22 protein-coding genes are annotated in these 23,009 nt (G+C 66.5%); 5 read left to right on the plus strand and 17 right to left on the minus strand.

Translation table 11 applies throughout. From position 1 onward, the window contains the following. Window position 1 precedes the first annotated feature (1 nt). The 14 genes from IEW24_RS03670 to IEW24_RS03735 all read right to left on the minus strand — a co-directional run bounded on the left by IEW24_RS03670 (window position 2) and on the right by IEW24_RS03735 (window position 13,482). Window positions 2–1,801, minus strand: coding sequence for an ATP-binding protein (locus IEW24_RS03670; protein WP_188575503.1), 1,800 nt, complete (start codon window positions 1,799–1,801; stop codon window positions 2–4). 6 nt (window positions 1,802–1,807) lie between these two features. Further along, the gene (locus IEW24_RS03675; protein ID WP_188575505.1) at window positions 1,808–2,281 is read right to left on the minus strand and encodes a DUF2147 domain-containing protein; all 474 of its coding nucleotides are present in this window, start codon (window positions 2,279–2,281) and stop codon (window positions 1,808–1,810) included. Beyond that, entirely contained in the window at window positions 2,269–2,694 is a 426-nt protein-coding gene (locus IEW24_RS03680) for a DMT family transporter (protein WP_188575507.1), read from the minus strand. The genes IEW24_RS03675 and IEW24_RS03680 overlap by 13 nt, the downstream gene beginning before the upstream one ends. Beyond that, a complete protein-coding gene (locus IEW24_RS03685) occupies window positions 2,691–3,902 on the minus strand; it encodes a GNAT family N-acetyltransferase (protein WP_188575509.1) in 1,212 nt (403 codons plus the stop codon). Before IEW24_RS03685 ends, IEW24_RS03680 begins: the two co-directional genes overlap by 4 nt. Continuing rightward, window positions 3,892–4,776, minus strand: a complete 885-nt coding sequence (locus tag IEW24_RS03690; protein WP_188575511.1) for an alpha/beta hydrolase — start codon at window positions 4,774–4,776, stop codon at window positions 3,892–3,894. The genes IEW24_RS03685 and IEW24_RS03690 overlap by 11 nt, the downstream gene beginning before the upstream one ends. After that, complete coding sequence (locus IEW24_RS03695; RefSeq protein ID WP_188575513.1) at window positions 4,749–5,141, minus strand: EamA family transporter; 393 nt, start codon at window positions 5,139–5,141, stop codon at window positions 4,749–4,751. The genes IEW24_RS03690 and IEW24_RS03695 overlap by 28 nt, the downstream gene beginning before the upstream one ends. Then, the gene (locus tag IEW24_RS03700) at window positions 5,138–6,061 is read right to left on the minus strand and encodes a hypothetical protein (protein WP_188575515.1); all 924 of its coding nucleotides are present in this window, start codon (window positions 6,059–6,061) and stop codon (window positions 5,138–5,140) included. Before IEW24_RS03700 ends, IEW24_RS03695 begins: the two co-directional genes overlap by 4 nt. A gap of 5 nt (window positions 6,062–6,066) precedes the next feature. Next, window positions 6,067–7,488: an aspartate aminotransferase family protein gene (locus IEW24_RS03705; protein WP_188575517.1), complete on the minus strand. Its 1,422-nt coding sequence runs from the start codon at window positions 7,486–7,488 to the stop codon at window positions 6,067–6,069. Further along, the gene (locus tag IEW24_RS03710) at window positions 7,481–8,173 is read right to left on the minus strand and encodes an HAD-IB family phosphatase (RefSeq protein ID WP_188575518.1); all 693 of its coding nucleotides are present in this window, start codon (window positions 8,171–8,173) and stop codon (window positions 7,481–7,483) included. Before IEW24_RS03710 ends, IEW24_RS03705 begins: the two co-directional genes overlap by 8 nt. A gap of 277 nt (window positions 8,174–8,450) precedes the next feature. Continuing rightward, the gene (locus IEW24_RS03715; protein ID WP_188575520.1) at window positions 8,451–9,212 is read right to left on the minus strand and encodes a DeoR/GlpR family DNA-binding transcription regulator; all 762 of its coding nucleotides are present in this window, start codon (window positions 9,210–9,212) and stop codon (window positions 8,451–8,453) included. 12 nt (window positions 9,213–9,224) lie between these two features. Then, the gene (locus IEW24_RS03720) at window positions 9,225–10,298 is read right to left on the minus strand and encodes an ABC transporter ATP-binding protein (RefSeq protein WP_188575522.1); all 1,074 of its coding nucleotides are present in this window, start codon (window positions 10,296–10,298) and stop codon (window positions 9,225–9,227) included. A gap of 11 nt (window positions 10,299–10,309) precedes the next feature. Beyond that, entirely contained in the window at window positions 10,310–11,200 is an 891-nt protein-coding gene (locus tag IEW24_RS03725; RefSeq protein WP_188575524.1) for a carbohydrate ABC transporter permease, read from the minus strand. 2 nt (window positions 11,201–11,202) lie between these two features. After that, window positions 11,203–12,105: a carbohydrate ABC transporter permease gene (locus IEW24_RS03730; protein ID WP_188575525.1), complete on the minus strand. Its 903-nt coding sequence runs from the start codon at window positions 12,103–12,105 to the stop codon at window positions 11,203–11,205. Between the two features lie 66 nt (window positions 12,106–12,171). Next, on the minus strand, window positions 12,172–13,482 hold the full coding sequence (locus IEW24_RS03735; RefSeq protein ID WP_188575527.1) for an ABC transporter substrate-binding protein: 1,311 nt from the start codon (window positions 13,480–13,482) through the stop codon (window positions 12,172–12,174). A 305-nt stretch (window positions 13,483–13,787) separates the two neighbouring features. Between IEW24_RS03735 and IEW24_RS03740 the strand changes: the two genes are divergently transcribed. The 4 genes from IEW24_RS03740 (at window position 13,788) to IEW24_RS03755 (ending at window position 17,671) form a co-directional block, all read left to right on the plus strand. Continuing rightward, entirely contained in the window at window positions 13,788–14,552 is a 765-nt protein-coding gene (locus tag IEW24_RS03740) for a phosphodiesterase (RefSeq protein WP_188575529.1), read from the plus strand. A 196-nt stretch (window positions 14,553–14,748) separates the two neighbouring features. Further along, window positions 14,749–15,795: an ABC transporter substrate-binding protein gene (locus tag IEW24_RS03745; protein WP_188575531.1), complete on the plus strand. Its 1,047-nt coding sequence runs from the start codon at window positions 14,749–14,751 to the stop codon at window positions 15,793–15,795. 115 nt (window positions 15,796–15,910) lie between these two features. Next, window positions 15,911–16,768: an ABC transporter ATP-binding protein gene (locus IEW24_RS03750; protein WP_188575532.1), complete on the plus strand. Its 858-nt coding sequence runs from the start codon at window positions 15,911–15,913 to the stop codon at window positions 16,766–16,768. A 21-nt stretch (window positions 16,769–16,789) separates the two neighbouring features. Then, a complete protein-coding gene (locus tag IEW24_RS03755) occupies window positions 16,790–17,671 on the plus strand; it encodes an ABC transporter permease (protein WP_188577326.1) in 882 nt (293 codons plus the stop codon). Between the two features lie 17 nt (window positions 17,672–17,688). Here IEW24_RS03755 and IEW24_RS03760 read toward each other — a convergent pair whose 3' ends face one another. The 3 genes from IEW24_RS03760 to IEW24_RS03770 all read right to left on the minus strand — a co-directional run bounded on the left by IEW24_RS03760 (window position 17,689) and on the right by IEW24_RS03770 (window position 20,659). Next, window positions 17,689–19,107 (minus strand): sensor histidine kinase, encoded by a 1,419-nt coding sequence (locus tag IEW24_RS03760; protein WP_188575534.1) that lies wholly within the window; start codon window positions 19,105–19,107, stop codon window positions 17,689–17,691. Further along, window positions 19,097–19,765 (minus strand): response regulator, encoded by a 669-nt coding sequence (locus IEW24_RS03765; RefSeq protein ID WP_188575536.1) that lies wholly within the window; start codon window positions 19,763–19,765, stop codon window positions 19,097–19,099. Before IEW24_RS03765 ends, IEW24_RS03760 begins: the two co-directional genes overlap by 11 nt. A 69-nt stretch (window positions 19,766–19,834) precedes the next feature. Next, window positions 19,835–20,659, minus strand: a complete 825-nt coding sequence (locus IEW24_RS03770) for an AraC family ligand binding domain-containing protein (protein WP_188575538.1) — start codon at window positions 20,657–20,659, stop codon at window positions 19,835–19,837. A gap of 185 nt (window positions 20,660–20,844) precedes the next feature. Between IEW24_RS03770 and IEW24_RS03775 the strand changes: the two genes are divergently transcribed. Next, on the plus strand, window positions 20,845–23,004 hold the full coding sequence (locus tag IEW24_RS03775; RefSeq protein ID WP_188575540.1) for a TonB-dependent siderophore receptor: 2,160 nt from the start codon (window positions 20,845–20,847) through the stop codon (window positions 23,002–23,004). The last annotated feature ends 5 nt before the right edge of the window (window positions 23,005–23,009 follow it).

Genomic DNA, 23,009 nt, shown 5'->3' on the forward strand with positions numbered 1-23,009 from the left:
CTCATCGTTCTCCGTGGGTCGGTGCGGGAACGGCGCCGACGGTAGCGGCTCCGGTCCCGGCCTCAGCGAGGGGCAGGCGCAGGCTGAAGATGGCCCCGCCATTGGGCGCGTGCCGGTAGGCAATGGTGCCCCCATGGGCCTGCAGGGTGGTCTGCACCTTGGCGAGGCCGAGGCCGGTGCCGTGGGCCTTGGTGGTGATGAAGGGCTCGAACATGCGTTCGCGCATGTCGTCCGGTACGCCGGGGCCGTTGTCCTCGACCTCGACCACGGCCATGCCGTCGCATGCCGAGAGGCGGACGATGACGTGCCCGTCCTTCGTCGCGGCATCCATGGCGTTCAGCAGCAGATTGAGGATGGCCTGATAGAGGCGGTCGCCGTCGCCATCGACCATCAGGGGACGGTCGGGGAGGACGAGCGCGCTGGTCATGCCGCGCCGGGTCAGCTCCGGTGAGGCGAAATCGAAGACGGGCCGGACCACGCTGGCGCAGAGGTCCACCGGGCGCCGCTCGCACTGGATGGGGCGCACATAATCGAGCAGGTCCGCCACCATGCGCTCAATCCGGTTGACCTCGTCCAGCACGAAGCCGAGCAGGCGGTCCTCGGCGGGCGCGGGGGCGCTGCGCTTGCGCACCAGTTCGGTGGAGGTCTTGATAATGCCGAGCGGATTGCGGATCTCATGGGCAATCACCGCCGCCGCCTCGCCCAGCGTGGCGAGCTGCGCCCGGTGGCGCATGGTGGCTTCCAGCGACCTCAGGGTTTCCAGCTGGGCTGTCATGGCATTGAAGCCGTTGGCCAGCTCGTCCATCTCGCGGCCTCCGGGGCGCCGGATGCGCACCTGATAATCGCCGTCCGCCACCGCCTTCAGGCCGGCGCTGAGATGATGCAGGGGCGCGCTGAGGCGGCGCGAAATGGCGACGCCCACGGCGAGGGACAGCAGGCCTGCGATGGAGGCAAGAGCCAGGAACAGCCACCACGTGCCCAGCCGCTCGAAAACGGCGGAGGCGCCATCGAGGCGGCAGACGATGATCCCCACCAGCCGGTTGCGGTTGTCGCGCAGCGCGGCATAGGCGACGGCCGGCCCGGTGCCGAACATGTCGCTCTGGCTGACACTGTCCGTACCGTTCCGAAGTCGTGTGATGACATCCGGCGGCACGGTGACGGTGCCGCCGCTGCCGTGCATCATGTCGCGGGCGGCCGTTCCGCCCTCGGTGACTTCCACCAGATGCACTTCCAGCGATCGGATGCTGCCGGGCGCCTTGAAGAACTTTTCGTCCAGCAGGTCGCCGACGAAGAGGAAATAGTCCGAGCGCCCGATGTGCAGGGCCTGCACGGCGCCGACCATCATGACGGGCTGGCCGCCGGCCCTGGCGAAGAAGATGGACGTGATCTGCTCGCGCGGGAGGGGCTGGGAGACTTCCAGCTCGCCATTGGCATAGAGGACGGTGCCGGCGGCATCATACAGGCGGACATAATCGTAGCCGACCGAGGTCAGCAGGTCGGCATAGGCTTCGAGCGATGCATTGTCCTGCGTGAGGCTTGTCGTGTTCTGTGAGAGGGCGGCGGCGATGATGGAGGTGGCGTGCCGGGTTTCGTCCTGCGCATCGACCGCCTCATAGGCCATGAACTGGGCGATTTCGCCGATCCATTGATCCACATTGCGCTCGAAGGCGCGGGACATGGTCTGCGCGGCGATGAAGCTCGCGATCAGCACCGGGGGCACGCTCACCATCAGAAAGGACAGCGTCAGCTTCGGCCGCAGCCCGAGCCGCGACCACCAGTTTCGGGAAGCACGGGCTGGCATGCGCCCTCAAAGTCCGGTGCTTCCGGCGCCGGGCGCGCAGCGCGGCAGGTCCACGGGCGCCCGCCGCCATTTGACCCTTCGCCCGAAGGTCTCGATGCCGACGAAGCCGGTCACGTCCAGCGTGTCCCGCTGGCGCTGGCGGATGGCCACCTGATAGCGCGTGCCACCCTCGGGGTCGTAGATCCAGCCGCCGTCCATCTGATCCCCATTCCGATGCAGGCTTCCGATGACCGCGAGGCCGCAGAGCGGACGATCGCGCAGCCGTGGGTCAGGATTGTGATCATCGCGGGCCGGCTCGCCATCGTCCAGCGGGGACTTCAGCCAGACGATGACCCCGCAAAGCCCTTCGCCGCAGGTCCGGAACTCGATGGCCGCTTCCCCATCATCGGTTAGCCAGGGGCCGGAAAATTCGCTCCCCGGGGCATAGGCGATGGTGGTCAGTTTCAGCAGGAAGGTGATGGTGGCGATCATTCCGTGCATGGCAGGTCTTCCTCGGCGCAGGCGCGGCTGGAGGTGTCCTCGGCGGCGGCGATGACGAGGACACCCAGGCAGATGAGCAGGATGCCGGTGGCCGGCAGCCAGCCGATCCGCTCGCCGAAGAGGGCCCAGGCCCCCAGCGGCACCGTTACGTAACTCAGGGCCGTGAGTGGAAAGGCGCGCCCGAGCCCGGCCTGCTGAAGGATGGCGATCCAGAGCACGTAGGTGATGAGATAGCTCAGGGCGGCCACCCAGACGGATGGCATCTGGAAGGCCGCGACGAGCAGCGCGCCATCAAGCGGCAGCCGGTCGAGATCAAGCGCCGCCGCCTTGAAGGCGAGCTGCGTGCCCGTATCGGCAGCGAGGAATGCGATGAGGAGTGGCACCGCCACACGGAGGGAAACGGAGCGCGTCATGCCGTTGCCTTCCGTGCCCGGTGGGCGCGCAGATCCGGATCCCAGCGCGGGAAGGACAGGAGGGGAGCGGCCAGCCGGACGGCGCCCTGAAGGAGGGGATTGCGGTGCTTCACCATATGGGTGGAGGGCCGCAGCGCGCTGCCAAAGCGCAGCTTGGACGCATAGGCGGTCTGTCCGGTCTGGAGATAGCGGCGGCCGATGCTCTGGCAGAAGCGCACGTTCTCGACCCAGCTCAGTGCATAGAGGTCGTGCTCGCGGGCGAGCGGGTAGCGCATGCCGAGAAACTTGTCGATCACGCGGTCAGTTTCGATGAAGAGCAGGTTGAAGGCCGCGAGGACGCCCGCGACACGATAGCAGGCGAACGCGACCTGCCCCGGCATCTGGCGGGAGAGCCGCGCGAAATAGTCCTGCGGCAATTCCTCGAAGGCGCCGTAATGGACGTGGCTCTGGGCGCGGGTGGAGGCGTAGAGATCCGCGATCTCAGCTTCCAGCCCCTCGATATCGCTGCGCCACTCGACGCTCACGGCGTCCTTCCGCTTCAGCTTGCGGCGGATGTCCTTCCGGGTGGCGGAAGACAGGCGCGCCAGATAGGCATCGAGAGTGCGCGTGTCTTCCAGATCGAGCACTGCAAGCGGCAGGCTGTTGATGGGGGCGTAGCCCGCCGCTTGCAGGATCGGGCCCACGCGCGCGAAGTCGCTTTGCCCGATGTCCTTGAATGCGATGGCCGCAGCGCCGCGCTGCCGGGCCTCGCGCTCGATGCCGGTGATCAGGGCCCCGAGGGCCGCGCCCCGTTCCGCCTCGGACAGGCGCGGATGAACCGCCAGCGGGCATTCCTCGGAGAAAGGCGAGCCCACGCCGATCAGGCGCCATTCCAGCAGCCCCGGAAACCGGCGTTCGATGCCGTCGCACGCCCTGCCCAGCCATCCCCCCTGAAGGGGCGTGTCCAACCGGTATCCGACCTCGAACAGGGGCGCGCCCGCCGCGAAGCCGCGCGCATCGTCCACACGCGCGGCGGACAGGCGGAAGGCCGGCGGCGTGCCGATTTCGCAGGCTCTCAGATAGGCCCAGCCCTCCGCCTCGCCCGGCCGACAGGCGGACCAGTCGTGGCGCGGCACGTCCGCCATGCCGGAAACGACCCGGCCCGATGAGGGAGCCGCGCCGGCCGTCTCCGACGCGCGGAGCATGGGCAGCGCCGTCTCACGCCACATGGCAGGCGGCTCCGGTGGTGGGGACAGCGATCGTCTCGTGCGGCCGCCGATCCTGCCGCACGGCAGGGGGGATGGCGGTCGTCAGCGTGGCGATGAAGCTCACCACGCGCTCGGTGACGAGATGGCGCTGCCGGTCGAGCGTCACGAGGTGGTAGCTGTCGTCGAGGATCAGGCAGTCCACGGGGCCGCCGAGGCGGGCCTGCAGCAGGACGGCATTCTTCAGGCTGGCGATGTCGTCATGCCGCGCGTGGACGAGTAGGGTGCGCTGGCGGATGGTCGGTAGCAGTGGGCGGATGGTGGCGACGAGACGCCATAGCTCCCGCAGGGCGGGTGCGGGCGTGGCGGTGAGGCCGGCCACGCCGGAGTTCTGGCGCAGAGCCCGGACGATGATCGCGCGGATGCGCTCGTCCTTCACCCCGTAAGGCTCGCGCTCTTCGAACTGGTAGCGCCGGCCGATGGGGGTATCGATCAGCAGTCGCAGCAGGAAGCTGTACCAGGGGATCGACCAACCGTCGTAGCGCAGCGTCGGTGCCAGCATGATGAGGCCGCGCACCCGCTCGGGCTGGCGGGCTGCGAGCAGAGCCGCCAGCACCGCCCCCATGGACAGGCCGCCGACGAGGACGGTGTCGCAGCTCTGCTCCAGCGTCGCGAGGGCTTCCAGGACGCTGTCGTACCAGTCCTCGAACGTGGTCGCGGTGAGGTCGTCGGCAGTGCCGCCATGGCCGGCGAGCTGGCAGCACAGCACCGTGTGTCCGGAGGCGCCGAGCGCGCGGGCCACGTCGCGCATTTCGATGGGCGTGCCTCCGAGGCCGTGGATGAGCAGCACGCCCACCGGGCCGCGTTCGATCATGAAGCTGCGATCAAGGATGGCCATGTCGGGTCCCACAGGCTGCCGGCGACGAGCGCGATGCCCGCCATGACGAGAACGGCGCCGGCATACTGGCGGCGGTTGATGGGCTCGCCGAGCACCAGATGGCTGGCGAGCATGATGCCGATGATGTTGAGGCTGGCGAGCGGGAAGGCGATGCCGAGCGGGGCGATCATCAGCACGCGGATCCAGATGGCGAACTCCGCGCAATAGATGGCGATGCCGAGCAGCAGCCAGGGCGCGCGGAACAGGGCGACGAGGAAAACCCCGAGGTTGGCCGGCCGAGGCAGGGTATCGGCACCCTTCTTGAAGGCGAGCTGCCCGGTGACGTCGCAGACCACGGAGAGGGCCAGGAGGAAGAGCATGCTCATTGCAGCACCTGCGCCATGTGCCGGAGAATGCGCAGATTGGTGTCGCCATTGATGGCGGCGCCGGTGAAGGTGGAGATGCGCCGCTGGGAGCGGTCGCAGAAGGCGAGGAAGCGGCGCCACGGGCCGAGCCCGTCAGCTGCCGAATAGTCGCCGCAGACGTCCATGCCGGCGATGGGGCGATGGCGCGCGAAAATGCTGACGGCCTCCAGCACCAGAGACAGGCTGAGGCTGCCCTGATCCCAATTGGTCACAGCCTCCTGACGGGACAGCACGTCCTTGTCGAGCGTGACCCACAGCGGGGCATCCGGCAGGCGCGTGGCGATGGTCTCGATCTGCGCGGGCCAGTCCCCGCCCGACAGGCCGGGCCACGCGAGGCCCCGCCCGCCGGTGCCGTGCGGCGCGCTCACCCCATGGGCGCGGAACGCCGAGCCGGCATAGGCGGTGGTGCCCCCGTGGAGCGGGTGGACTTCCAGCCGTCCCTCGCGGATCGGCCGCAGCGCCGCGCCCTTGGCCTGCGGGGTGCGCAGGTCCTCGCTGTCGGGACCGAGCGTGATGATGCGCAGCACGTCGGGGCGCTCCAGCGCGCGGGCCACCCAGGAGCCGCAATTGAGACTGGCGGGCAGGCGGATCCAGTCGGGATGGTTGTCGAAATGGATGATGCTCACGGGGGCGCCGACGCGCTCCACCAGCTTCAGCGTGAGATGGTGGAAATCGCCGGAGCCGATGAAATACAGATCGCCGTTCCGGTGGGGGCCGAGCTGGCGGTCCAGCGCGCGGAGCGCGGCCTTTTGCGCCAGCAGGCGAAGCTTCGGGGCGAGGGCGCGGGCGGCGATGAGATCGCCACCCGCCTGCGCACACGCGGCCACGAACCCGGGCTGAACCGCGAGCGATCCGTCGAGGTCTATGACGCGGGCGCGCATGACCGTCACCGGGGCGTGACGCGGGTGAAGAGCTGGTCGAGCAGCGCCAGCGCCATGTCGATCTCCGCATGGGAGATGGTGAGCGCCGGCGCAACGGTGATGACGTTCTTGTGGTAGCCGCCCACATCGAGCACGAGGCCGTAGCGCTCGCCCTGATAGTCGAGGTCGCCCTTCATGCCCTCGTCCGACATCAGGTCCACGAGCTTCTTCGACGGCGTGTAGCTGTCGTGCGGCTCGCAGATCTCGATGCGCAAGGCAAGACCGAGCCCGTCCACATCGCCGACGATGGCGTGCTTCTTCTTCAGCTCCTTGAGCCCTTCGAGGAAGTGCGCGCCCTTCTCCATGACGCTGGCGCCGAAGCCGTCCTCGTTCATGAGCTTCATGGCTTCCAGCGCCACCGCCGTGCCGAGCGGATTGGCGTTGAAGGTCGAGTGCGTGGAACCGGCGGGGAAGACCTGCGGATTGATCAGCTCTTCACGCGCCCACAGGCCGGACAGCGGGTTGAGGCCGTTGGTCAGCGCCTTGCCGAACACCAGCACGTCCGGCTGGACACCGAAATGCTCGATCGACCAGAGCTTTCCGGTCCGGTAGAAGCCCATCTGGATTTCATCCACCACCAGCAGGATGCCGTGCTTGTCGAGCACGCGCTTCAGCTCCGGGAAGAAGTTGGCGGGCGGGATGACATAGCCGCCGGTGCCCTGGATGGGCTCCACATAGAAAGCGGCATATTCCGACTGGCCGACCTTGGGGTCCCACACGCCGTTATATTCGCTCTCGAACAGGCGCTCGAACTTGCGCACGCAGTGGAGGCCGTATTCCTCCTTCGACATGCCGCGCGGGCCACGGAAGTGATATGGAAACTCCACGAACTGCGCGCGCTCGCCGAAATGGCCGTAGCGGCGGCGGTAACGGTAGGACGAGGTGATGGCGGAGGCGCCCAGCGTGCGGCCGTGATAGCCGCCCTCGAAGGCGAACATCAGGCTCTTGCCGTTGCTGGCGTTGCGCACCAGCTTCAGGCTGTCCTCGATGGCCTGCGCCCCGCCCACGTTGAAATGCACGCGGCCCTTGCGCCCGAAGCGTTCCTGCGCGCCGACCGAAATCTCGGCGGCAAGCTCGATCTTCTCGCGGTGCAGATACTGGCTGGCCACCTGCGGCAGGCGGTTGAGCTGGCGCAACATGGCATCGTTGAGCCGGGGATTAGCATATCCGAAATTGACCGCCGAATACCACATCTGCAGGTCGAGGAACGGCTTGTCCTCGTCGTCGAACATGAACGAGCCTTCGCAGCGCTCGAAGATCTTCGGGAACTCGGTGTAATGCACGGTGTCGCCGTGCGAGCAGTAGGCGTTCTCCAGCGCGAGGAGGCGCTCGCGCTCCTCGGTGACGGTGTCGGGAGCGTCGGCGAGCAGCAGGTTGCGATCAAGCATGGAGGGTCTCAGGTCGGCGGCCGGACTGGCCGGGGGTGGGGAGCGGGGAGAGGGAGGAGAGCGGCGTGCGCGCGAGCCAGGCGAGGGCATCCTCGAAGCCGGCGATGGGCTGATGGGGCAAGGCGTGCTCGCGGCAGAAGGCGGCGAGGCGGCCCTTGGCGAGCACGAAGTCGGCATGCCGGGCGAGGCAGAAATCCGAGCGCCCGTCGCCGACGAGGATCACGCGGCGGGCCATCTCGCCGGCCGCGAGGCACTTGCAGGAGCCGTTCGGGCAAGCGGGCGTCTGCGATCCGAATTGCGCCTCCCACCGCCTGCCGCCGAGGTGCAGGAGACGGTTGGCGCTGAAGGGCAGCCGCGTGCCGCCGGCAACCAGAAGGGTGCGGATGAAACGGTCGAAGCCATCCGAAATGACGGACACGCTGGCGCCCGCTGCCAAGGCGGTGCCGACGAAAGCGGGAAAGGCCGGATCCAGCCGGATTTCGGTCAGCGCGGCGTCGATCTCAGTGGGGTCGGCGTCGATCAGGCCCACCTGCCGGCGCAGGCATTCTCGGGTCGTGATGGCGCCCCGTTCCCATTCCGCTTCGATATCGTGCCAGGCAGGTGCGGCGAAACGCTCAAGGATGAAGTCGGTGACGTCGACAGGGCAGATGGTGCCGTCGAAGTCCAGGGCAAAATGCCAATCCATGAAGAGGGCCTCAGATTTTCCCTCTCCTCATCGCAAGTCGTGTGCCAATGAATAATTGTCTGATAAATAAAGGTTTTTAAAATATGCAGATACGGCTGAGCCGCCGCGAAACGGGGGAAGCTCCAAAAAATGTAGCCCCGCTCATGGCCGCGCGGCAGGGGTTGATCGCGTAGGGGAATGATGGAGATGGGGAAGGCCGCAAGGCGGTCTCCCGGTCCCCCCGTGCCGGACGACCGGGGGCGGCAAAATCATCCTGACCTTGCGTCGTGCCCGACCGCTAGTTCGCGACCAGCACCTCGGCATGCTCCAGCGAATGGGCGATCGCCTCCGGCGGCGGGGCGTCGCTGACAAAAATGTCGATCGCGGACCAGCCGCAGACCTGGATCAGGCCGTGCTTGGCGTATTTTGAGCTGTCGAGCAGCAGCATCACGCGCTCGGCGAGCGGGATCATGGCGCGCTTGAACTCGGTCTCGAACATATCGAAGTCCAGGCATCCACGCCCCGCCGATGCGGCGGCGACCGACATCACGAACAGGCCCGGTGTGAAGCGCGAGGCGAACTCGATGGCGGATGCGCCGACGAGGGTGCGGTCTTCCGCCCGCAATTCCCCGCCCGGCAGGATGATGCGGTGGTGCGGGCCGGCCGACGACAGGATCGAGGCCACCTCCACCGAGAAGGTAATGGCGGTGAGCCCGCGCCGCCGCGCCGCCAGTTCGCGGGCGAGGAAACAGGAGCTGGAGCTATTGTCGAGCAGGATGGTGGCCCCGTCCTCGATCTGTTCGGCGGCGGCCGCCGCGATGCGCCGCTTGGCGCCCGCCTGCTGCTGGAGGCGGCGCTCGAACGGGGCTTCCCACGCCATTTCGTTCAGCCGCACGCCGCCGTGGAATTTCTCCACGATGCCGCTTTCCGCAAGGGTCTTCAGGTCCCTGCGGATGGTCTCGTCGGAAACCTGGAAGTGGTCGGCAAGGTCGAGAACGGTGCTCGCCTGATTTTCCCGCAGCCAGCCGATGATCTGCTGCTGCCGCAACGTCTGGGACATGGGTCGTGATCCTCAGGCCGCGAGCGCGCGGCCGGTGTTGGCGTCGAACAGGCGGGCGCGGGTCAGGTCGAAAGACAGCGAGACCTGCGCACCGCTCTCGGGCACGTCGGCGACCGGCATGCGGGCGGTGATCCGGTCCTGTCCCAGCATGATCTCCGCCAGCGCCTCGGAGCCGATAAGCTCCGTCCGCTCGACGATACCGCGCGCCATGCCGGGGACGGAATGGGGATGGACGTGGATTTCCTCCGGCCGCACGCCGAGGAACACGTCGGGATTGGCCGCATCGGCGTCCAGCACCATGCTGAAGCTCTCGTGATCCAGCCTGGAGCCTGTGCCGTCGGCCTTCACCGCGCAGCGCAGCAGGCTCATCTCCGGCGTGCCGATGAAGGTGGCGACGAAGGTGTTGGCCGGGCGCATGTAGAGCTCCATGGGCGCGCCCACCTGCTGGAGGCTGCCCTGCGACAGGATCGCCACGCGGGTGCCGAGCGTCATGGCCTCGATCTGATCGTGGGTGACATAGATGACGGTCAGCCCCAGTTCCTTGTGCAGGCGCTTCAGCTCGCCCCGCATGCGGGTGCGCAGCTTGGCGTCGAGATTGGAGAGCGGCTCGTCGAACAGGAACACCTTGGGCTGGCGCACCAGCGCACGGCCGATGGCGACACGCTGGCGTTCACCACCGGACAGCTCGTTGGGCTTGCGCTCCAGCAAATGGGTGATGTGCAGGATCTCGGCCGCCGCGCGGATGCGGCGGTCCACCTCCGTCTTGCCGAGGCTGGTGGTCTTCAGCAGGCCGAACGCCATGTTGCGATAGGCCGTCATATGCGGATAGAGCGCGTAGGACTGGAACACCATGGCGATGTCGCGCTTCTGCGGCGCGGCGTGGGTGACGTCCGCCCCGTCGATGAGCAGGCGGCCGGCGGTGATCTCCTCCAGCCCCGCGATCATGCGCAGGGTGGTGGACTTGCCGCAGCCGGAAGGGCCGACCAGCACCATGAATTCCTTGTCCGCGACGGTGAGGTCCACGGCATGGACGGTGGGGCGGCCATTATAGGCCTTGCTCACGCCCTGGAGAATGACTTCGGCCATTGATCCGATCCTTACTTGAGCCCGGCGTGCATGAAGCTGTCGACGAAGCGGCGCTGGAAGATGACGAAGAGGAGCAGCAGGGGCGAGACCACCACGACGGTCGCCGCCATCAGCCGGGTCCAGTCGGCGCCGCTGTCGGACTTCGCCAGCAGGCCGAGGCCGATGGGCAGCGTGCGCACGTTCTCGCTGTTGTTGACGAGCAGCGGCCACATATAGTCGTTCCAGTGTGTGACCACGGTGATGATGCCGAAGGCGATGAGCGTCGGCTTCACCAGCGGCAGGTAGACGTGCCACAGGATGCCGAGATGCCCGCAGCCGTCGAGGCGGGCGGCATCCGCCAACTCGGTCGGCACCTGCCGGAAGGACTGGCGCAGCATGAAGGTGCCGTAGCCGGAGGCGACGAAGGGCACGATCATCGCCGGCAGCGAATTGAGCAGGCCGAGCTCCCGCACGGTGACGAAATTGGTGAGGAAGGTGGCGTAGATCGGGAACATGATCTGCAGCAGGAACAGCGTGAACAGCAGGTTCTTGCCGGGAAAGGTCTGCCGCGCGAAGGCATAGGCCGCCAGCGTGATGGTGACGAGCTGGGCGATCAGGATGCCGCCGGTCACGAGGACCGAATTGACCAGATAGATGCCGAACGGGGCCACCGAGAGCGCGCCGGGATAGTTCGCCCATTGCAGCACCTGCGGCAGGAAGCCGGCGGCGGGATCGAACACTTCCGTGCGCGTCTTGAGCGAGGTGACGAGGATCCAGACCAGCGGGCTCAGCCAGAGCAGCGCCAGCGGGACCATGACCACGTGCAGCCATCCGCGCTTCAGCGCAGCGAGGCGGAACGGCTGGCGGGCCTCCTGCGTGAACGGCAGCGTCTTGGCGTCGGTCTGGCCGTGAAGTGTGGTCATGCTCAGCGCCCCAGATAATGCACGCGCCGCCCGAAGACGGTGGCGATGACGGCGATCAGCCCGCCGACGAACAGCAGGAGGACGTTGGCGAGCGTCGAGGCATAGCCCACGTCCTGATACTGGAAGCCGTTCTGGTAGATGTAGAAGGTCAGCACGTTGGTGGCATCCGCCGGCCCGCCGTGGGTCATGACATAGACGTAGTCGAAGATCTGGTAGGAATGCAGCAGGCCGATGATGATGACGAAATAGAGCGTCGGCGAGATCAGCGGCAGGGTGATGTGGATGAGCCGGTTCCAGGCGGAGATGCCATCGAGCCGGGCAGCCTCGTAGAGGTCCGAGGGCACGAGCTTCAGCGCGGCCAGCAGGATCAGCATGAAGTAGCCCGAATACTTCCACACGCTCATCACCATGATGGCCGGCAGCGCCCATTTGCTGTCGTAGAGCCATGCGGTGTCGGGAATGCCGATCAGCGACAGCCCCTTGTTGATGGGGCCGTAGCTCGCGGAATAGAGGAACACCCACACCATGCCCGCCGCCACCGATGGGATCATGACCGGATAGAAGAAGGCCGAGCGATAGATGGCCATGCCGCGCAGCTTGCTGTCGAGCGCCACCGCCAGCAGCAGGGCGCAGGTGATGGCCAGCGGAATGGTGATGACGGTGTAGAAGGCCGTGTTGCCGAAGGCCTTCCAGAACAGCCGATCTTCCAGGAGGCGCTGATAGTTTTCCAGCCCCAGCCAGATGATCTTGCTGTCGCCCAGCACCACGTCGTGGAAACTGAACCAGATGGAGCGCAGGATCGGCCAGTAGGTGAAGGCCGCGAGGAATGCGAGCGAGGGCAGCAGCAGCAGATAGGCGAGGCCGGCCTCGCGGATGCGGGCCGAAAGCGCGGTACTGATGACCATTCGCTCATCTCCATTGGAAGGAAACCTGCCCGCCACGGTCGCGGCGGGCAGGGGGCTGGTTGAGGATCAGCCGCGACGACGCAGCAGGCGCTGGATCTCGCGGTTGGAGGCATCGTTCGCCTCCTTCAGCGCCGCGTCCGGCTTGATCTCGCCGGCCAGCGTACGGTCGAGGGCGCTTTTGAGATATTCGCGCACCTTGTGATAGCCGGGCACCTGCAGGAAGGCGCCGGCATAGGCCGACTGCTCCAGCGCCACCTTCGCCTGCGGCACTTCCTTGAGATAGGCCAGCATTTCCGGCGTTTCCCAGGCCGACTTGCGCACCGCCAGATAGCCGGTGTCGCGGCACCACTGCGACTGCACTTCCGTGCTGGTCATCCACTGCGTCAGCGTCCACGCCGCCTCGAGCTGGGCGTCGGTCTGCTTCTTGGCGATCATGATCGGGCCGCCGCCCTGCGCCGCGCCGAACACCTTGTTCTTCGGCATGAAGGCCACGTCGACCTCGAACTTGGACGACTTGCGCAGGTTGGTGAGCGAGCCGGTGGAGTGGTAGAGCATGGCGGTGCGGCCGGCCATGAAGTCGTTGGCCGAGCCTTCCCAGGTGGAAGCCTTCGGCATCACGCCGGCCTTTTCCATCTTGACCCAGAACTCAAGAGCGTCGAGCGCCGCCGGATTGTCGAACAGCACCTTGTCCTTGGTCCACGGAACCAGCTCGTTCTGGCGGCAGTAGCACTCGAAGATCCAGTCGTGCCAGCCGCCGCCGATGGTCAGGCCCCAGCGCTTCAGCTCGCCGTTCTCGCGGATGGTGAGGGTTTTCGCCACCTCCAGCAGCTCGGTCCAGGTCTGCGGCGCCTTGGCGATGCCGGCTTCCTTCATGGCGGTGCGGTTGAGATAGAGCACCGGGGTCGAGGGCTGGAAGGGCAGGCCGTAGAGCTTGCCGTCGGACACGCAGGTGTCGAGGAACTGGGGCAGGAAATCCTGGTAGATGTCGCCGGCCTTGGCCTTCTGGGTCACGTCGGCCAGCGAGTCGAGGCCGAGGAAGGTCTGCAGGGCCGAGTTGATCGGCAGCCAGGTGGAGGGCGGATCGCCCACGCCGAGGGAGGTGATGACCTTCTGCTCGGTGTTGTCGTAATTGCCGGCATAGATCGCCTCGACCTCGATGGTCGGGTGCGCGGCATTGAACTTGGCGACCATGCCGGAGACGATCTTGTTGATGTCGCCGGACACGCCCACCGGATACATGAACTGTACCTTGGTGGCGGCCTGGGCGCGTGCGCCGCGCAGCACGGCCGCGCTGGCGACGGCGGCGGTGCCGCCGACCATGAAGGCGCGACGGGAGACGCCCGACGCGATTTGGCCAAATGTGGATTTGTTCGACATGGCAACCCCTTCCGAGCGACGTGAAAACGACGGGAGCTAGAACCGCACCTTGGGTGGATAAGGCTTGTTCTTATTCGGGTTCCGACAACGAACGCCGCCAAATTGGCCGATGCGCGTGACGCTGCGGAACGGCTCCGCTTCTGCCCGCGACCGATGACAACGTGATGACGTGACGATGATGAATTTGGTTTTATGCGGTGCAATATGGATCAATCTCACATAAAACCACAAGGGCAATGTGACGTCTTGACCGGCCTTCGCCGCTCGGGCACGCCGGCATGGATTGATGCCGGAGGCTTGATGGAATGCTGGTTCTGCAACTGACGGATTTCCACGTGATGCGCGCCGGCGCGTTGCTGTCCGGTGTGGACACGCGTGGCGCGTTCACACGCCTTCTGGAACGGGTGGGCCGGCTCTCACCCAAGCCGGACCTCATCATCGCCAGCGGCGATCTGGCGGAGGACACCTCCGACGACGTCTACGCCTTCATCGCGGAGAGCCTGCGCGGGCTGGGCGTGCCTCTGGTGGTGGTGCCGGGCAATCATGATCAGCGCGAGCCCTTCCGGCGGGGCTTCGCCAGGGAAGTCGGTGCCGATCCCGAGCATCTGGCCGCAGCGCATCTGGTCGATGGCCTGCACGTCATCGCGCTGGATACGCTGGTGGAGGGCAAGGCCCATGGGGAATTGTCAGAGCGTCAGCTCGCGTGGCTGCGAACCGAACTCGATGCGGCGGCCGAGGCGCCGGTCCTGATCGTCATGCATCACCCGCCGTTCCGGACCGGCCTGCCGGCCATGGATGAGATCGGGCTGATCGCCGGGCGCGCCGAGTTGCACGATCTGCTGGCCGGGAGGAAGAACGTGACGGGCCTCCTCTGCGGCCATGTCCATCGCGCCATGGCTGGCACGTTCGCCGGCCACCCGGTGCGCATCGCGCCATCGGCCAGCTTCCAGTTCAGGCTGGATTTCGAGCATGCGGGGCGCTTCGAGGTGGTGCAGGAACCGCCCCAGTTGATGCTGCACCGGATCGGCGACGGAGCGGAAGGCATCACGAGCTACCTGCTTCCGTGCTGAGTGCGAAAGGGCGGCACGGGCAGAACCGATGATGGCAAGGGCGCGCGAATTCCCCGGGCGATGAAAGCCGGCTGAAAGCTTGGGCAGGTTACAAGGCTGACACGGCGCAAAGCCGACCCATAACAGAATGCCGAACGGCACGATCTCGAACGGATGGAAACGCGGGCGCCCGTCGCCCCCTGAGGAAGGTCAACCGATGCTCAAGATTTCTGCGCCCCGCAAGGCGGGCCTGCGCCTGAAGCTCCTTGCCAGCTCGCTCGCCATTGCCGCCAGCCTGCTCGGCGCCTCGCAGGCCTTTGCCGAAAAACTCGTCATCATCGTCGGCGGCATGGAAAAGCAGATCTATCTGCCCGCGGCCCTGACTAATTCGCTCGGCTATTTCAAGGACGAGGGCCTTGATGTCGAGCTGATCAATTCGCGCGCCGGCGTCGAGGCCGAGAACGAACTGCTCGCGGGCGCGGTGCAGGGGGTGGTGGGCTTCTATGATCACACCATCGATCTGCAGGCCAAGGGCAAGTTCCTGACCTCCATCGTGCAATTCAGCCAGGCCCCCGGCGAAGTGCAGATGGTGGCCACCAAATATGCCGACCAGATCAAGTCGCCGGCCGACTTCAAGGGCCATACGCTGGGCGTCACCGGCCTCGGCTCCTCCACCGACTTCCTGACCCGCTATCTCGCTGCGCGCGGTGGCCTGAAGGCGGGTGACTACACCCTGCTGCCCGTGGGTGCCGGCAACACCTTCATCGCCGCCATGAAGCAGGACCAGATCCAGTCCGGCATGACCACGGAGCCGACCATCGGCCAGTTGGTGAAGACCGGCGCGGCCAGAATCCTCGTGGACATGCGCACGCCCGAGGCGACGGCGGCGGCGCTGGGCGGTCCCTATCCGGCGGCGTCCTTCTATGTGCAGCAGTCCTGGCTCGATGCGCATCCGCAGGAGGCGCAGAAGATCGCCAATGCCTTCGTGAAGACCATGCGCTTCATCGCATCCCACTCGGCGGCCGAGATCGCCGACAAGATGCCGAAGGACTATTACGTCGGCGACAAGACGCTCTACATCCAGGGCCTCGCCGAGGGTAAGGCGCAGTTCACGCCCGATGGCCGCATGCCCAAGGATGGGCCGGAGACGGTGCTGAAGGTGCTGCAGGCGTTCAGCAAGAACGTGCAGGGCAAGCAGATCGACCTCTCCAAGACCTACACCACCACCTATGTGGACGCCGCCGCCAAGGCGGTGGGCAACTGACGCCCGCCTGATCGGCTCCGCGCCGCCCGGCCCTCCGACATGGCGGGCGGCGCGCCTCTCACAGTCTGAACACTGAAAGCTCGCCGCGCGTCACGCCGGCGGGAGGAGGAAACGCATGTCCCTTCACACCCTTGAGGTGGCCCGTCCGCCGCTTTCGCCGGCAGCCGGCTTCAGCCCCGCCATCGAGCTGGAGAACGTCACCCGCCGGTTTCTGACGCCGGACGGCAAGTCCATGACGGCGCTGCGGGATTTCACCATGACGGTGGATCGCGGCGAGTTCGCCTGCGTGGTCGGGCCCACCGGCTGCGGCAAGTCCACGACGCTCAATCTCGTCACCGGCCTTGCCAGGCCGAGCGCAGGCGAAGTCCGGGTCATGGGCGGCCCGGTGAGCGGCATCCATGAGGATGTGGGTTTCGTGTTCCAGGCCGATGCGCTCTTCCCGTGGCGCTCCGTGCTCGACAATGTTGCGGCCGGTCCCATCTATCGCGGCCTGTCCAAGGCACGGGCCTATGAGAAGGCACGGGACTGGATTGCCCGCGTGGGGCTCTCCCGGTTCGAGAAGCACTATCCGCACCAGCTCTCCGGCGGCATGCGCAAGCGCGTGGCGCTGGCCCAGACCTTCATCAACGAGCCGAAGATCCTGCTCATGGACGAGCCCTTCTCGGCGCTCGATGTGCAGACCCGCACGCTGATGCAGAACGAGCTTCTGGACCTGTGGTCCGGCTCGGGCGCCTCCGTGGTGTTCGTCACCCACGATCTGGAAGAGGCGGTGGCGCTGGCCGACAAGGTCTATGTGCTCACCGCAGGCCCCGCCACGGTGAAGAGCGTCTACAGGATCGACCTGCCGCGCCCGCGGGTGATGGAGGAGATCCGCTACGACAGCGCCTTCGTCGAGCAATGCCGCGTGATCTGGGACGACCTGCGCCAGGAAGTGCAGATCGGCCAGCAGCGCACCCTCGACACCGGCCACTGAGAACAGGAGGAAACCATGAGCATGCCCGCCCACGCCGTGTCGGCGCCCTCCACGGCCGCCCCTCGCGCCATCCCCACCGAGGCCGAGATCGAGGCCAAGGCCCGCGCCCGCATCAAGGCGCGGCGCACCCTCGTCATCAGCCTGCGCATCGCCATTCTGGTGGCGGTGCTCGGCATCTGGGAGATCGGGGCCGAAACCGGCTTCATCGATCCCTTCTTCTTCGCCAGCCCCTCGGGCATCGCCGACCAGATCTGGATCTGGATGACGGAGGGCACCTCGCAGGGGCCGCTGTGGACCCAGATCCTGGTGACGCTGGAAGAGACCGTGCTCGGCTTCATCATCGGCGCCGTTGGCGGCGTCGTGTGCGGCATCCTGCTCGGCCGCAACAAGCTGCTCGCGGATGTGTTCTCCATCTACATCAAGATCGCGAATTCCATCCCGCGCGTGGTGCTCGGCTCCATCTTCATCATCGCGCTCGGCCTCGGCATGCCGTCCAAGGTGGCGCTGGCGGTGGTGATGGTGTTCTTCGTGGTGTTCGCCAACGCCTTCCAGGGCGTGCGCGAGGCCGACCGCGCCATGATCGCCAATGCGCAGATCCTCGGCGCATCGCCGTTCCAGATCACCACCACGGTGATCATCCCCTCGGCCATGAGCTGGATCCTCGCCTCGCTCCACGTCTCCTTCGGCTTCGCGCTGGTGGGCGCCGTGGTGGGCGAGTTCCTCGGCGCCAAGCAGGGCGTGGGCCTGCTCATCGCCACCGCGCAGGGCGCGTTCAACGCCAATGGCGTGTTCGCGGCCATGATCATCCTCGCGGTGCTGGCGCTGGTGATGGAATTCCTCATCACGCTGGTGGAGAACCGTCTGGTGAAATGGCGTCCGGTGCCGTTCAACGAGCAGAACTGAGGCTGCGCAACCTGCGATCAGGCGACGGCCGGGGGGCTCCCCGGCCGTTTCGCGTCCGCAGTGGCTGAATCCAGCGGCAGGTGCATCTCGGCTTTGAGGCCGCCCATGTTCGATTGGCTGAGCAGAAGCTCACCACCTGCGCCATCCACCACCTCGCGCACGATGGACAGGCCGATGCCGGAGCCGTCGCCGGGTGCGCCGGCCATGCGATAGAAGCGCTCGAACACTCTCTCCCGCTCTTCAGGCGGAATGCCGGGGCCGGAATCCTCCACCACCAGCACTGCGAGGTCGCCCTGCGAGCCCACGGTCACGGTGACGCTGCCGCCCGCCGGGGTATAGCGCAGGGCGTTGTCCACGAGGTTCACGATCGCCTCGCGCACCATGGGGCCATCGCCCGGCGTGGTGGCCGGACCAAGCACATCGAGGCCGAGGTCGATGCCGCGCTCCACCGCGAAGTCGGCGAGCCCCTCCAGCACCTGCCGGGCCGAGGCGACGAGATCGATAGCCTCGTCGCGCGGCCGCCGGCCGCCGGGCTCGGCGCGTGACAGGGTGAGAAGCTGTGCGGCGAGACGGGCAAGGCTGCGCGTGGAGGCTTCGACGCCGGCAAGAGCCTGATCACGCTCGGCACCATCGGCGGCGCGACGGGCGAAGGTCGCCTGCGTCGCCAGCAGGGCCAGCGGCGTACGCAGCTGGTGGGCTGCATTGGCCACGAACCGGCGCTGGGCCGCCATCTGTCCCGTCACCCGCGCCATATAGCCATTGAGTGCCACCACCAGCGGGCGCAGCTCGCTCTGGATTGCGGTGTCGGGCAGCGGGGTCAGGTCATCCCGGCTCTTCTCCAGCACCGCATCCCGCAGCCGCATGAGCGGCGCGAGGCCGCGTTGCAGCCCGATGAGAACCAGTATGGCGGCGGCGACGAGCAGGAGCACCTGCCGGCCGGCGTTGCCGACCCATTGTTCGCGCACCATGGCCTCGTGTCCGGCCAGAGTGACCCCGACCACCACCACCACGCGCTCGTTGTCCGTTGCCCCCACGATGGGATAGCGCAGGGCTGCGAGGCGCAGGGGCTCATCGCGATAGGTGGCGGTGAATTGCGCCAGCGTGCCTTCCGTCAGCCCGATCCCCGGGACGGGGAGATCGGGATAGCCGATCAGCAGGCGGCCCGAGGCGGTGTCCACGCGATAATAGACCCGGTCGCGGTGACCGGTGTCGAACATCTCCAGTGCTACGGGCGGCACCACCGCGTCGATGACGCCCCGGTCCACCCTGACATCCTCGGCGATGGCGCGAGCGGCAGCGTCCAGCGTGCGGTCCGTGACCAGATCCGCCGTGGCATGGGCCTGACGGAAGCTCGTCCAGACGTTCAACGCCATCAGGGCGGCCAGCGGAAGCAGCAGCCAGCAGAGCAGTTGGAGGCGCAGGCTTTCAAGTCGCATGTCTGAGAAGATAGCCAAGCCCGCGCAGGGTGACGATATGGACGTCGCTGCCTTCCAGCTTTCGCCGCAGCCGGTGCACATAGATCTCGATGGCGCTGGGGTCCGCGAGATCGTCGAGGCCGAAGATGGTCTGCGAGAGCTGGGTCTTGCTGACCGTCTGCCCGGTCTTGACGAGCAGGGCTTCCAGCACGGCATGTTCCCGGGGCGTCAGGGCCAGAGGCGCATCCTGCAGCTGGAACTGGCGGGTGTTGGTGTCGAACGCCAGCGTGCCGCAGGTGAGGACGGGATCCGGCCTGCGGGCGGAGCGGCGGAGCTGCACGCGGATGCGGGCTTCCAGCTCCTCCACGTCGAAGGGCTTGGCGAGATAATCGTCCGCGCCTTCGTCAAGCCCCGCCACGCGGCCATCGAGGCTGGCGTTCGCGGTGAGAATGATCACGGGAACAGCGTCCCCACGGGCCCGGACCCGGCGCAGGAGCTGGATCCCGTTCATGCCGGGCAGGGTGAGGTCGAGAATGACGAGGTCGTACGCCTCAAGGCTCAGGGCCTGATCGGCAGCCTCGCCGTCGTGAAGCACATCCACGACGAAATTGTCGCGACGCAGAATCTTCGCGAGCCAGTCGGCGAGCTCGAGATTGTCTTCAACCAGTAGAAGGCGCATCACACATCAGCCCGTCGATGCGCCACTCTAGCGCATGGCTTTCATGCATGCCAACGGTTCCGGCCCTTTCTAGGCGCCGGGCGCGGGAGGCAGAGCTTCTTCTGAGCTGTCCTCGGCCGTGACGTGGCGCTTCAGCATGCCGCGCAGGCCATGCACGGTCTTGTATCCGACCACGTCCAGAACCTTGTGGATCGGAATGCCGCTGGAAGACTGCATCATCGCCCGCGCCGCCCGCAGCCGGCGCCGCCACTCCCCGAAGCTGAGTGAGGTTTCGTCCTTGAATTTGCGGGTCATTGTGCGCCGGCTCAAGCCGGCGGCGGCTGCCCAGTCATCGATATCCGCTGAGAGCGAGGGCTCTTCCATGAGCAGCGAACAGATGCGGCGCAGCCGGTGATCGCGGGGCATGGGCAGGACGAACTGGATGCTCTCCGCCCGCTCCAGTTCGCTGATCACCACGCGCGTCAGAAGCCCGGTGCGCCCGTCGGCATCGTAGGCGCTGTCGCTGTCCTCCGCCAACGCCCGAAGCGCCGCGTCCAGAAGTGCGGAGACGCGCACCATGCGGCAGGGCGGGGCGTCCGCCATGCCCTGGATCGCCGTGGGATCGATATAGGCCGTGCAGAGGCCCAGCCGTCCCTCGCAGGCTGCATCGTGCCGGGTGGAGGGCGAAATCACCATGGCGAAGCCGGTGGGAACCATCCACGTACCGTCCTCGGTGGAGACCACCATCAGGCCCTCGGTGGCATAGAGCAACTGCGTGCGCTGGTGCGCGTGCCAACCCGTGCGGCCGGCGCGGAGGATCGTGCGGCGTAGCGTGACAACGGGCGCGCCGGTTTCTTCCTCCGAATTGTGCACCTGTGTCTTCAGAGAGCCCCGGCCCTCTACATTGCGCAGCATGTTTGGCCCGATCGTGTATAGAACGGCCCAACCATTACCGGAGCCTGCGCTAAAATACAGAGTAATTTCAATGTATTAGAATTTCTCTAATCACGGAGGATTCTTGCATTGGCCCAGAGGTGAAGGTGGGGACGGGTGGGATGCGGGCTGCGCGGAATAGCCAAGTGATTTCAAGATCGGCGCTTTTGGCCTCCACGGCACCGGTGCGGTGTCTGGTTGCGGCGGTGACGGTCCTCGCCATGGCCGCCCCGGCGGCCGCGCAGGAGGCGGCAGGGGCGATCAGCCTCGATACGGTCTCGGTGGACGCTCCCGCCGGGAATCAGGGCTTCGTCATCGAGCAGAGCCGTTCGGCCATGAAGACCGACACGCCGCTCATCGAGACGCCGCAGTCGGTCTCGGTCATCTCCCGGGACCAGATGGTGATCACGGGCGCGCGTTCGCTGGGCGAGGCCACACGCTATACGGCCGGCGTGCGCGAACTGATGGGCGGCGCCGATCCGCGCTACGACCAGTATCAGATCCGCGGTTTCAATGCCTCGACCACCGGCGTCTATCTCGACGGAATGCAGATGCTGGCCTCGTCCGGCCTGCCGTTCCGCCTCGACACTTATGGCCTTGAGCGCATCGACGTGCTGCGTGGGCCGTCCTCCGTGCTGTATGGCGGCACCAATCCGGGCGGCCTGATCAACGCCATCACCAAGAAGCCCACCGAATATGCGTTCGGCGAGATCACGGCCGGCGTCAATTCGTTCGGCAATGCCTATACGGGTATCGACATCGGCGGGCCTCTGGCCAAGGCCGCGCCGGAAGCCGGCGGCGGGGAGTGGCTCTATCGCCTGACGGCCGTCGGCAAGCTCGGCCCGACGCAGACCGATTTCAGCGAGGACGACCGGGCCTATGTGGCCCCGGCCTTCACCTGGAAATCGGGCACGGGCACCACCTTCACCGTGCTCGGCTCCTACCAGAAGGACAAGACCACGGGCGTGCCCTTCCTGCCCTATGTGGGCACGGCGGTGAATGCGCCATGGGGCAAGATCCCGACGGATTTCGTGACTTCGGGCAAGAATGAAGGCGGAATGTTCAACGGTGTCGAGCGCACCCAGGCCATGATCGGCTACCAGTTCGAGCACCGCTTCGACAACGGCCTGACCTTCCGCAGCAATGCGCGCTACAGCCATGGCGAGAACGAGCTGTTCTCGATCATCGGCAGCGGCTATGTGGGCAACAATCCGGCCTCGGCCCGGCTCAACCGGATGGGCTTCTACGCCAATCCCATCGTCGACCTGTTCACCATCGACAATCAGCTGGAGGGGCACTTCGCCACCGGCGCGGTCCAGCACACGGCCATCGTGGGGCTCGACTACAAGCACGCGCGCTTCGACGACACCCAGCGCACGGGGGCGGCCTCGCCCATCAGCATCTTCTTCCCGAACTACAACCAGCCCTTCAACGGCCTGACCACGCTCGGCATCAGCTCCCTGTCCAAGCAGGATCAGGTGGGCGTGTATGTGCAGGACCAGATGAAGCTGGAGCGGCTGAGCTTCGTGGTGGGCGGGCGCTACGACAGCGTCCAGACCAGCGTGGACAATTATCTGAACGCCGCCCTGAGCGACAGCGCCTCCGAGGGCGCCTTCAGCGGGCGCGTGGGGGCGATCTACGAGCTGCCCTTCGGCTTTGCCCCCTATGTCAGCTACTCCACCTCGTTCCAGCCGCTGGTGGGCATCAACAGCGCGACCCAGCAGTTGCTGAAGCCGGAGGAAGGCGAGCAGTATGAGGTGGGCCTGAAGTTCCAGCCCACGGGCTGGGATGCCTTCGTGACGGCCTCGCTGTTCGACATCACCCGCAGCAATTTCCTGGTGGTCAATCCCGCCAATCCGCTGCAATCCATGCAGAGCGGCGAGGCGCGCTCGCGCGGCTTCGAGATCGAGGCAGTGGCCACCCTCGCCAAGGGCCTCAACCTCATCGCCTCCTATACGGGCTTCAACATCGAGAACACCGAGAACCTCAATCCGGCGCTTATCGGCCTCGCCCCGCAGAACACGCCGGAGCATTATGCCTCGACCTTCCTCGACTATACGATCCAGACCGGGGCGTTCGCGGGTCTCGGCGCGGGCTTCGGCGTGCGGTTCATGGGCAGCTCATGGGCCGATGCGCTCAATACGGTGGCGATCCCGAGCTACACGCTTGCGGATGCGGCCCTGCACTATGAGAAGAACAACTGGCGCGCCGCGGTCAACGTGTCCAATCTCATGGACGACGTGTTCGTTGCGCAATGCAGCAGCACCAGCCAATGCTTCTACGGCGAGCGGCGCAAAGTCACCGGGAGCCTGACGTACAGATGGTGAGGACG

It is taken from the genome of Azorhizobium oxalatiphilum, assembly GCF_014635325.1.
Taxonomy (GTDB): domain Bacteria; phylum Pseudomonadota; class Alphaproteobacteria; order Rhizobiales; family Xanthobacteraceae; genus Azorhizobium; species Azorhizobium oxalatiphilum.

What these genes read in the sequence shown, in the direction of transcription:
- IEW24_RS03670 (WP_188575503.1), bottom strand. Translation starts at nt 1,801, where the DNA reads ATGCCAGCCCGTGCTTCCCGAAACTGGTGGTCGCGGCTCGGGCTGCGG.
- IEW24_RS03675 (WP_188575505.1), bottom strand. Translation starts at nt 2,281, where the DNA reads ATGCACGGAATGATCGCCACCATCACCTTCCTGCTGAAACTGACCACC.
- IEW24_RS03680 (WP_188575507.1), bottom strand. Translation starts at nt 2,694, where the DNA reads ATGACGCGCTCCGTTTCCCTCCGTGTGGCGGTGCCACTCCTCATCGCA.
- IEW24_RS03685 (WP_188575509.1), bottom strand. Translation starts at nt 3,902, where the DNA reads ATGTGGCGTGAGACGGCGCTGCCCATGCTCCGCGCGTCGGAGACGGCC.
- IEW24_RS03690 (WP_188575511.1), bottom strand. Translation starts at nt 4,776, where the DNA reads ATGGCCATCCTTGATCGCAGCTTCATGATCGAACGCGGCCCGGTGGGC.
- IEW24_RS03695 (WP_188575513.1), bottom strand. Translation starts at nt 5,141, where the DNA reads ATGAGCATGCTCTTCCTCCTGGCCCTCTCCGTGGTCTGCGACGTCACC.
- IEW24_RS03700 (WP_188575515.1), bottom strand. Translation starts at nt 6,061, where the DNA reads ATGCGCGCCCGCGTCATAGACCTCGACGGATCGCTCGCGGTTCAGCCC.
- IEW24_RS03705 (WP_188575517.1), bottom strand. Translation starts at nt 7,488, where the DNA reads ATGCTTGATCGCAACCTGCTGCTCGCCGACGCTCCCGACACCGTCACC.
- IEW24_RS03710 (WP_188575518.1), bottom strand. Translation starts at nt 8,173, where the DNA reads ATGGATTGGCATTTTGCCCTGGACTTCGACGGCACCATCTGCCCTGTC.
- IEW24_RS03715 (WP_188575520.1), bottom strand. Translation starts at nt 9,212, where the DNA reads ATGTCCCAGACGTTGCGGCAGCAGCAGATCATCGGCTGGCTGCGGGAA.
- IEW24_RS03720 (WP_188575522.1), bottom strand. Translation starts at nt 10,298, where the DNA reads ATGGCCGAAGTCATTCTCCAGGGCGTGAGCAAGGCCTATAATGGCCGC.
- IEW24_RS03725 (WP_188575524.1), bottom strand. Translation starts at nt 11,200, where the DNA reads ATGACCACACTTCACGGCCAGACCGACGCCAAGACGCTGCCGTTCACG.
- IEW24_RS03730 (WP_188575525.1), bottom strand. Translation starts at nt 12,105, where the DNA reads ATGGTCATCAGTACCGCGCTTTCGGCCCGCATCCGCGAGGCCGGCCTC.
- IEW24_RS03735 (WP_188575527.1), bottom strand. Translation starts at nt 13,482, where the DNA reads ATGTCGAACAAATCCACATTTGGCCAAATCGCGTCGGGCGTCTCCCGT.
- IEW24_RS03740 (WP_188575529.1), top strand. Translation starts at nt 13,788, where the DNA reads ATGCTGGTTCTGCAACTGACGGATTTCCACGTGATGCGCGCCGGCGCG.
- IEW24_RS03745 (WP_188575531.1), top strand. Translation starts at nt 14,749, where the DNA reads ATGCTCAAGATTTCTGCGCCCCGCAAGGCGGGCCTGCGCCTGAAGCTC.
- IEW24_RS03750 (WP_188575532.1), top strand. Translation starts at nt 15,911, where the DNA reads ATGTCCCTTCACACCCTTGAGGTGGCCCGTCCGCCGCTTTCGCCGGCA.
- IEW24_RS03755 (WP_188577326.1), top strand. Translation starts at nt 16,790, where the DNA reads ATGCCCGCCCACGCCGTGTCGGCGCCCTCCACGGCCGCCCCTCGCGCC.
- IEW24_RS03760 (WP_188575534.1), bottom strand. Translation starts at nt 19,107, where the DNA reads ATGCGACTTGAAAGCCTGCGCCTCCAACTGCTCTGCTGGCTGCTGCTT.
- IEW24_RS03765 (WP_188575536.1), bottom strand. Translation starts at nt 19,765, where the DNA reads ATGCGCCTTCTACTGGTTGAAGACAATCTCGAGCTCGCCGACTGGCTC.
- IEW24_RS03770 (WP_188575538.1), bottom strand. Translation starts at nt 20,659, where the DNA reads ATGCTGCGCAATGTAGAGGGCCGGGGCTCTCTGAAGACACAGGTGCAC.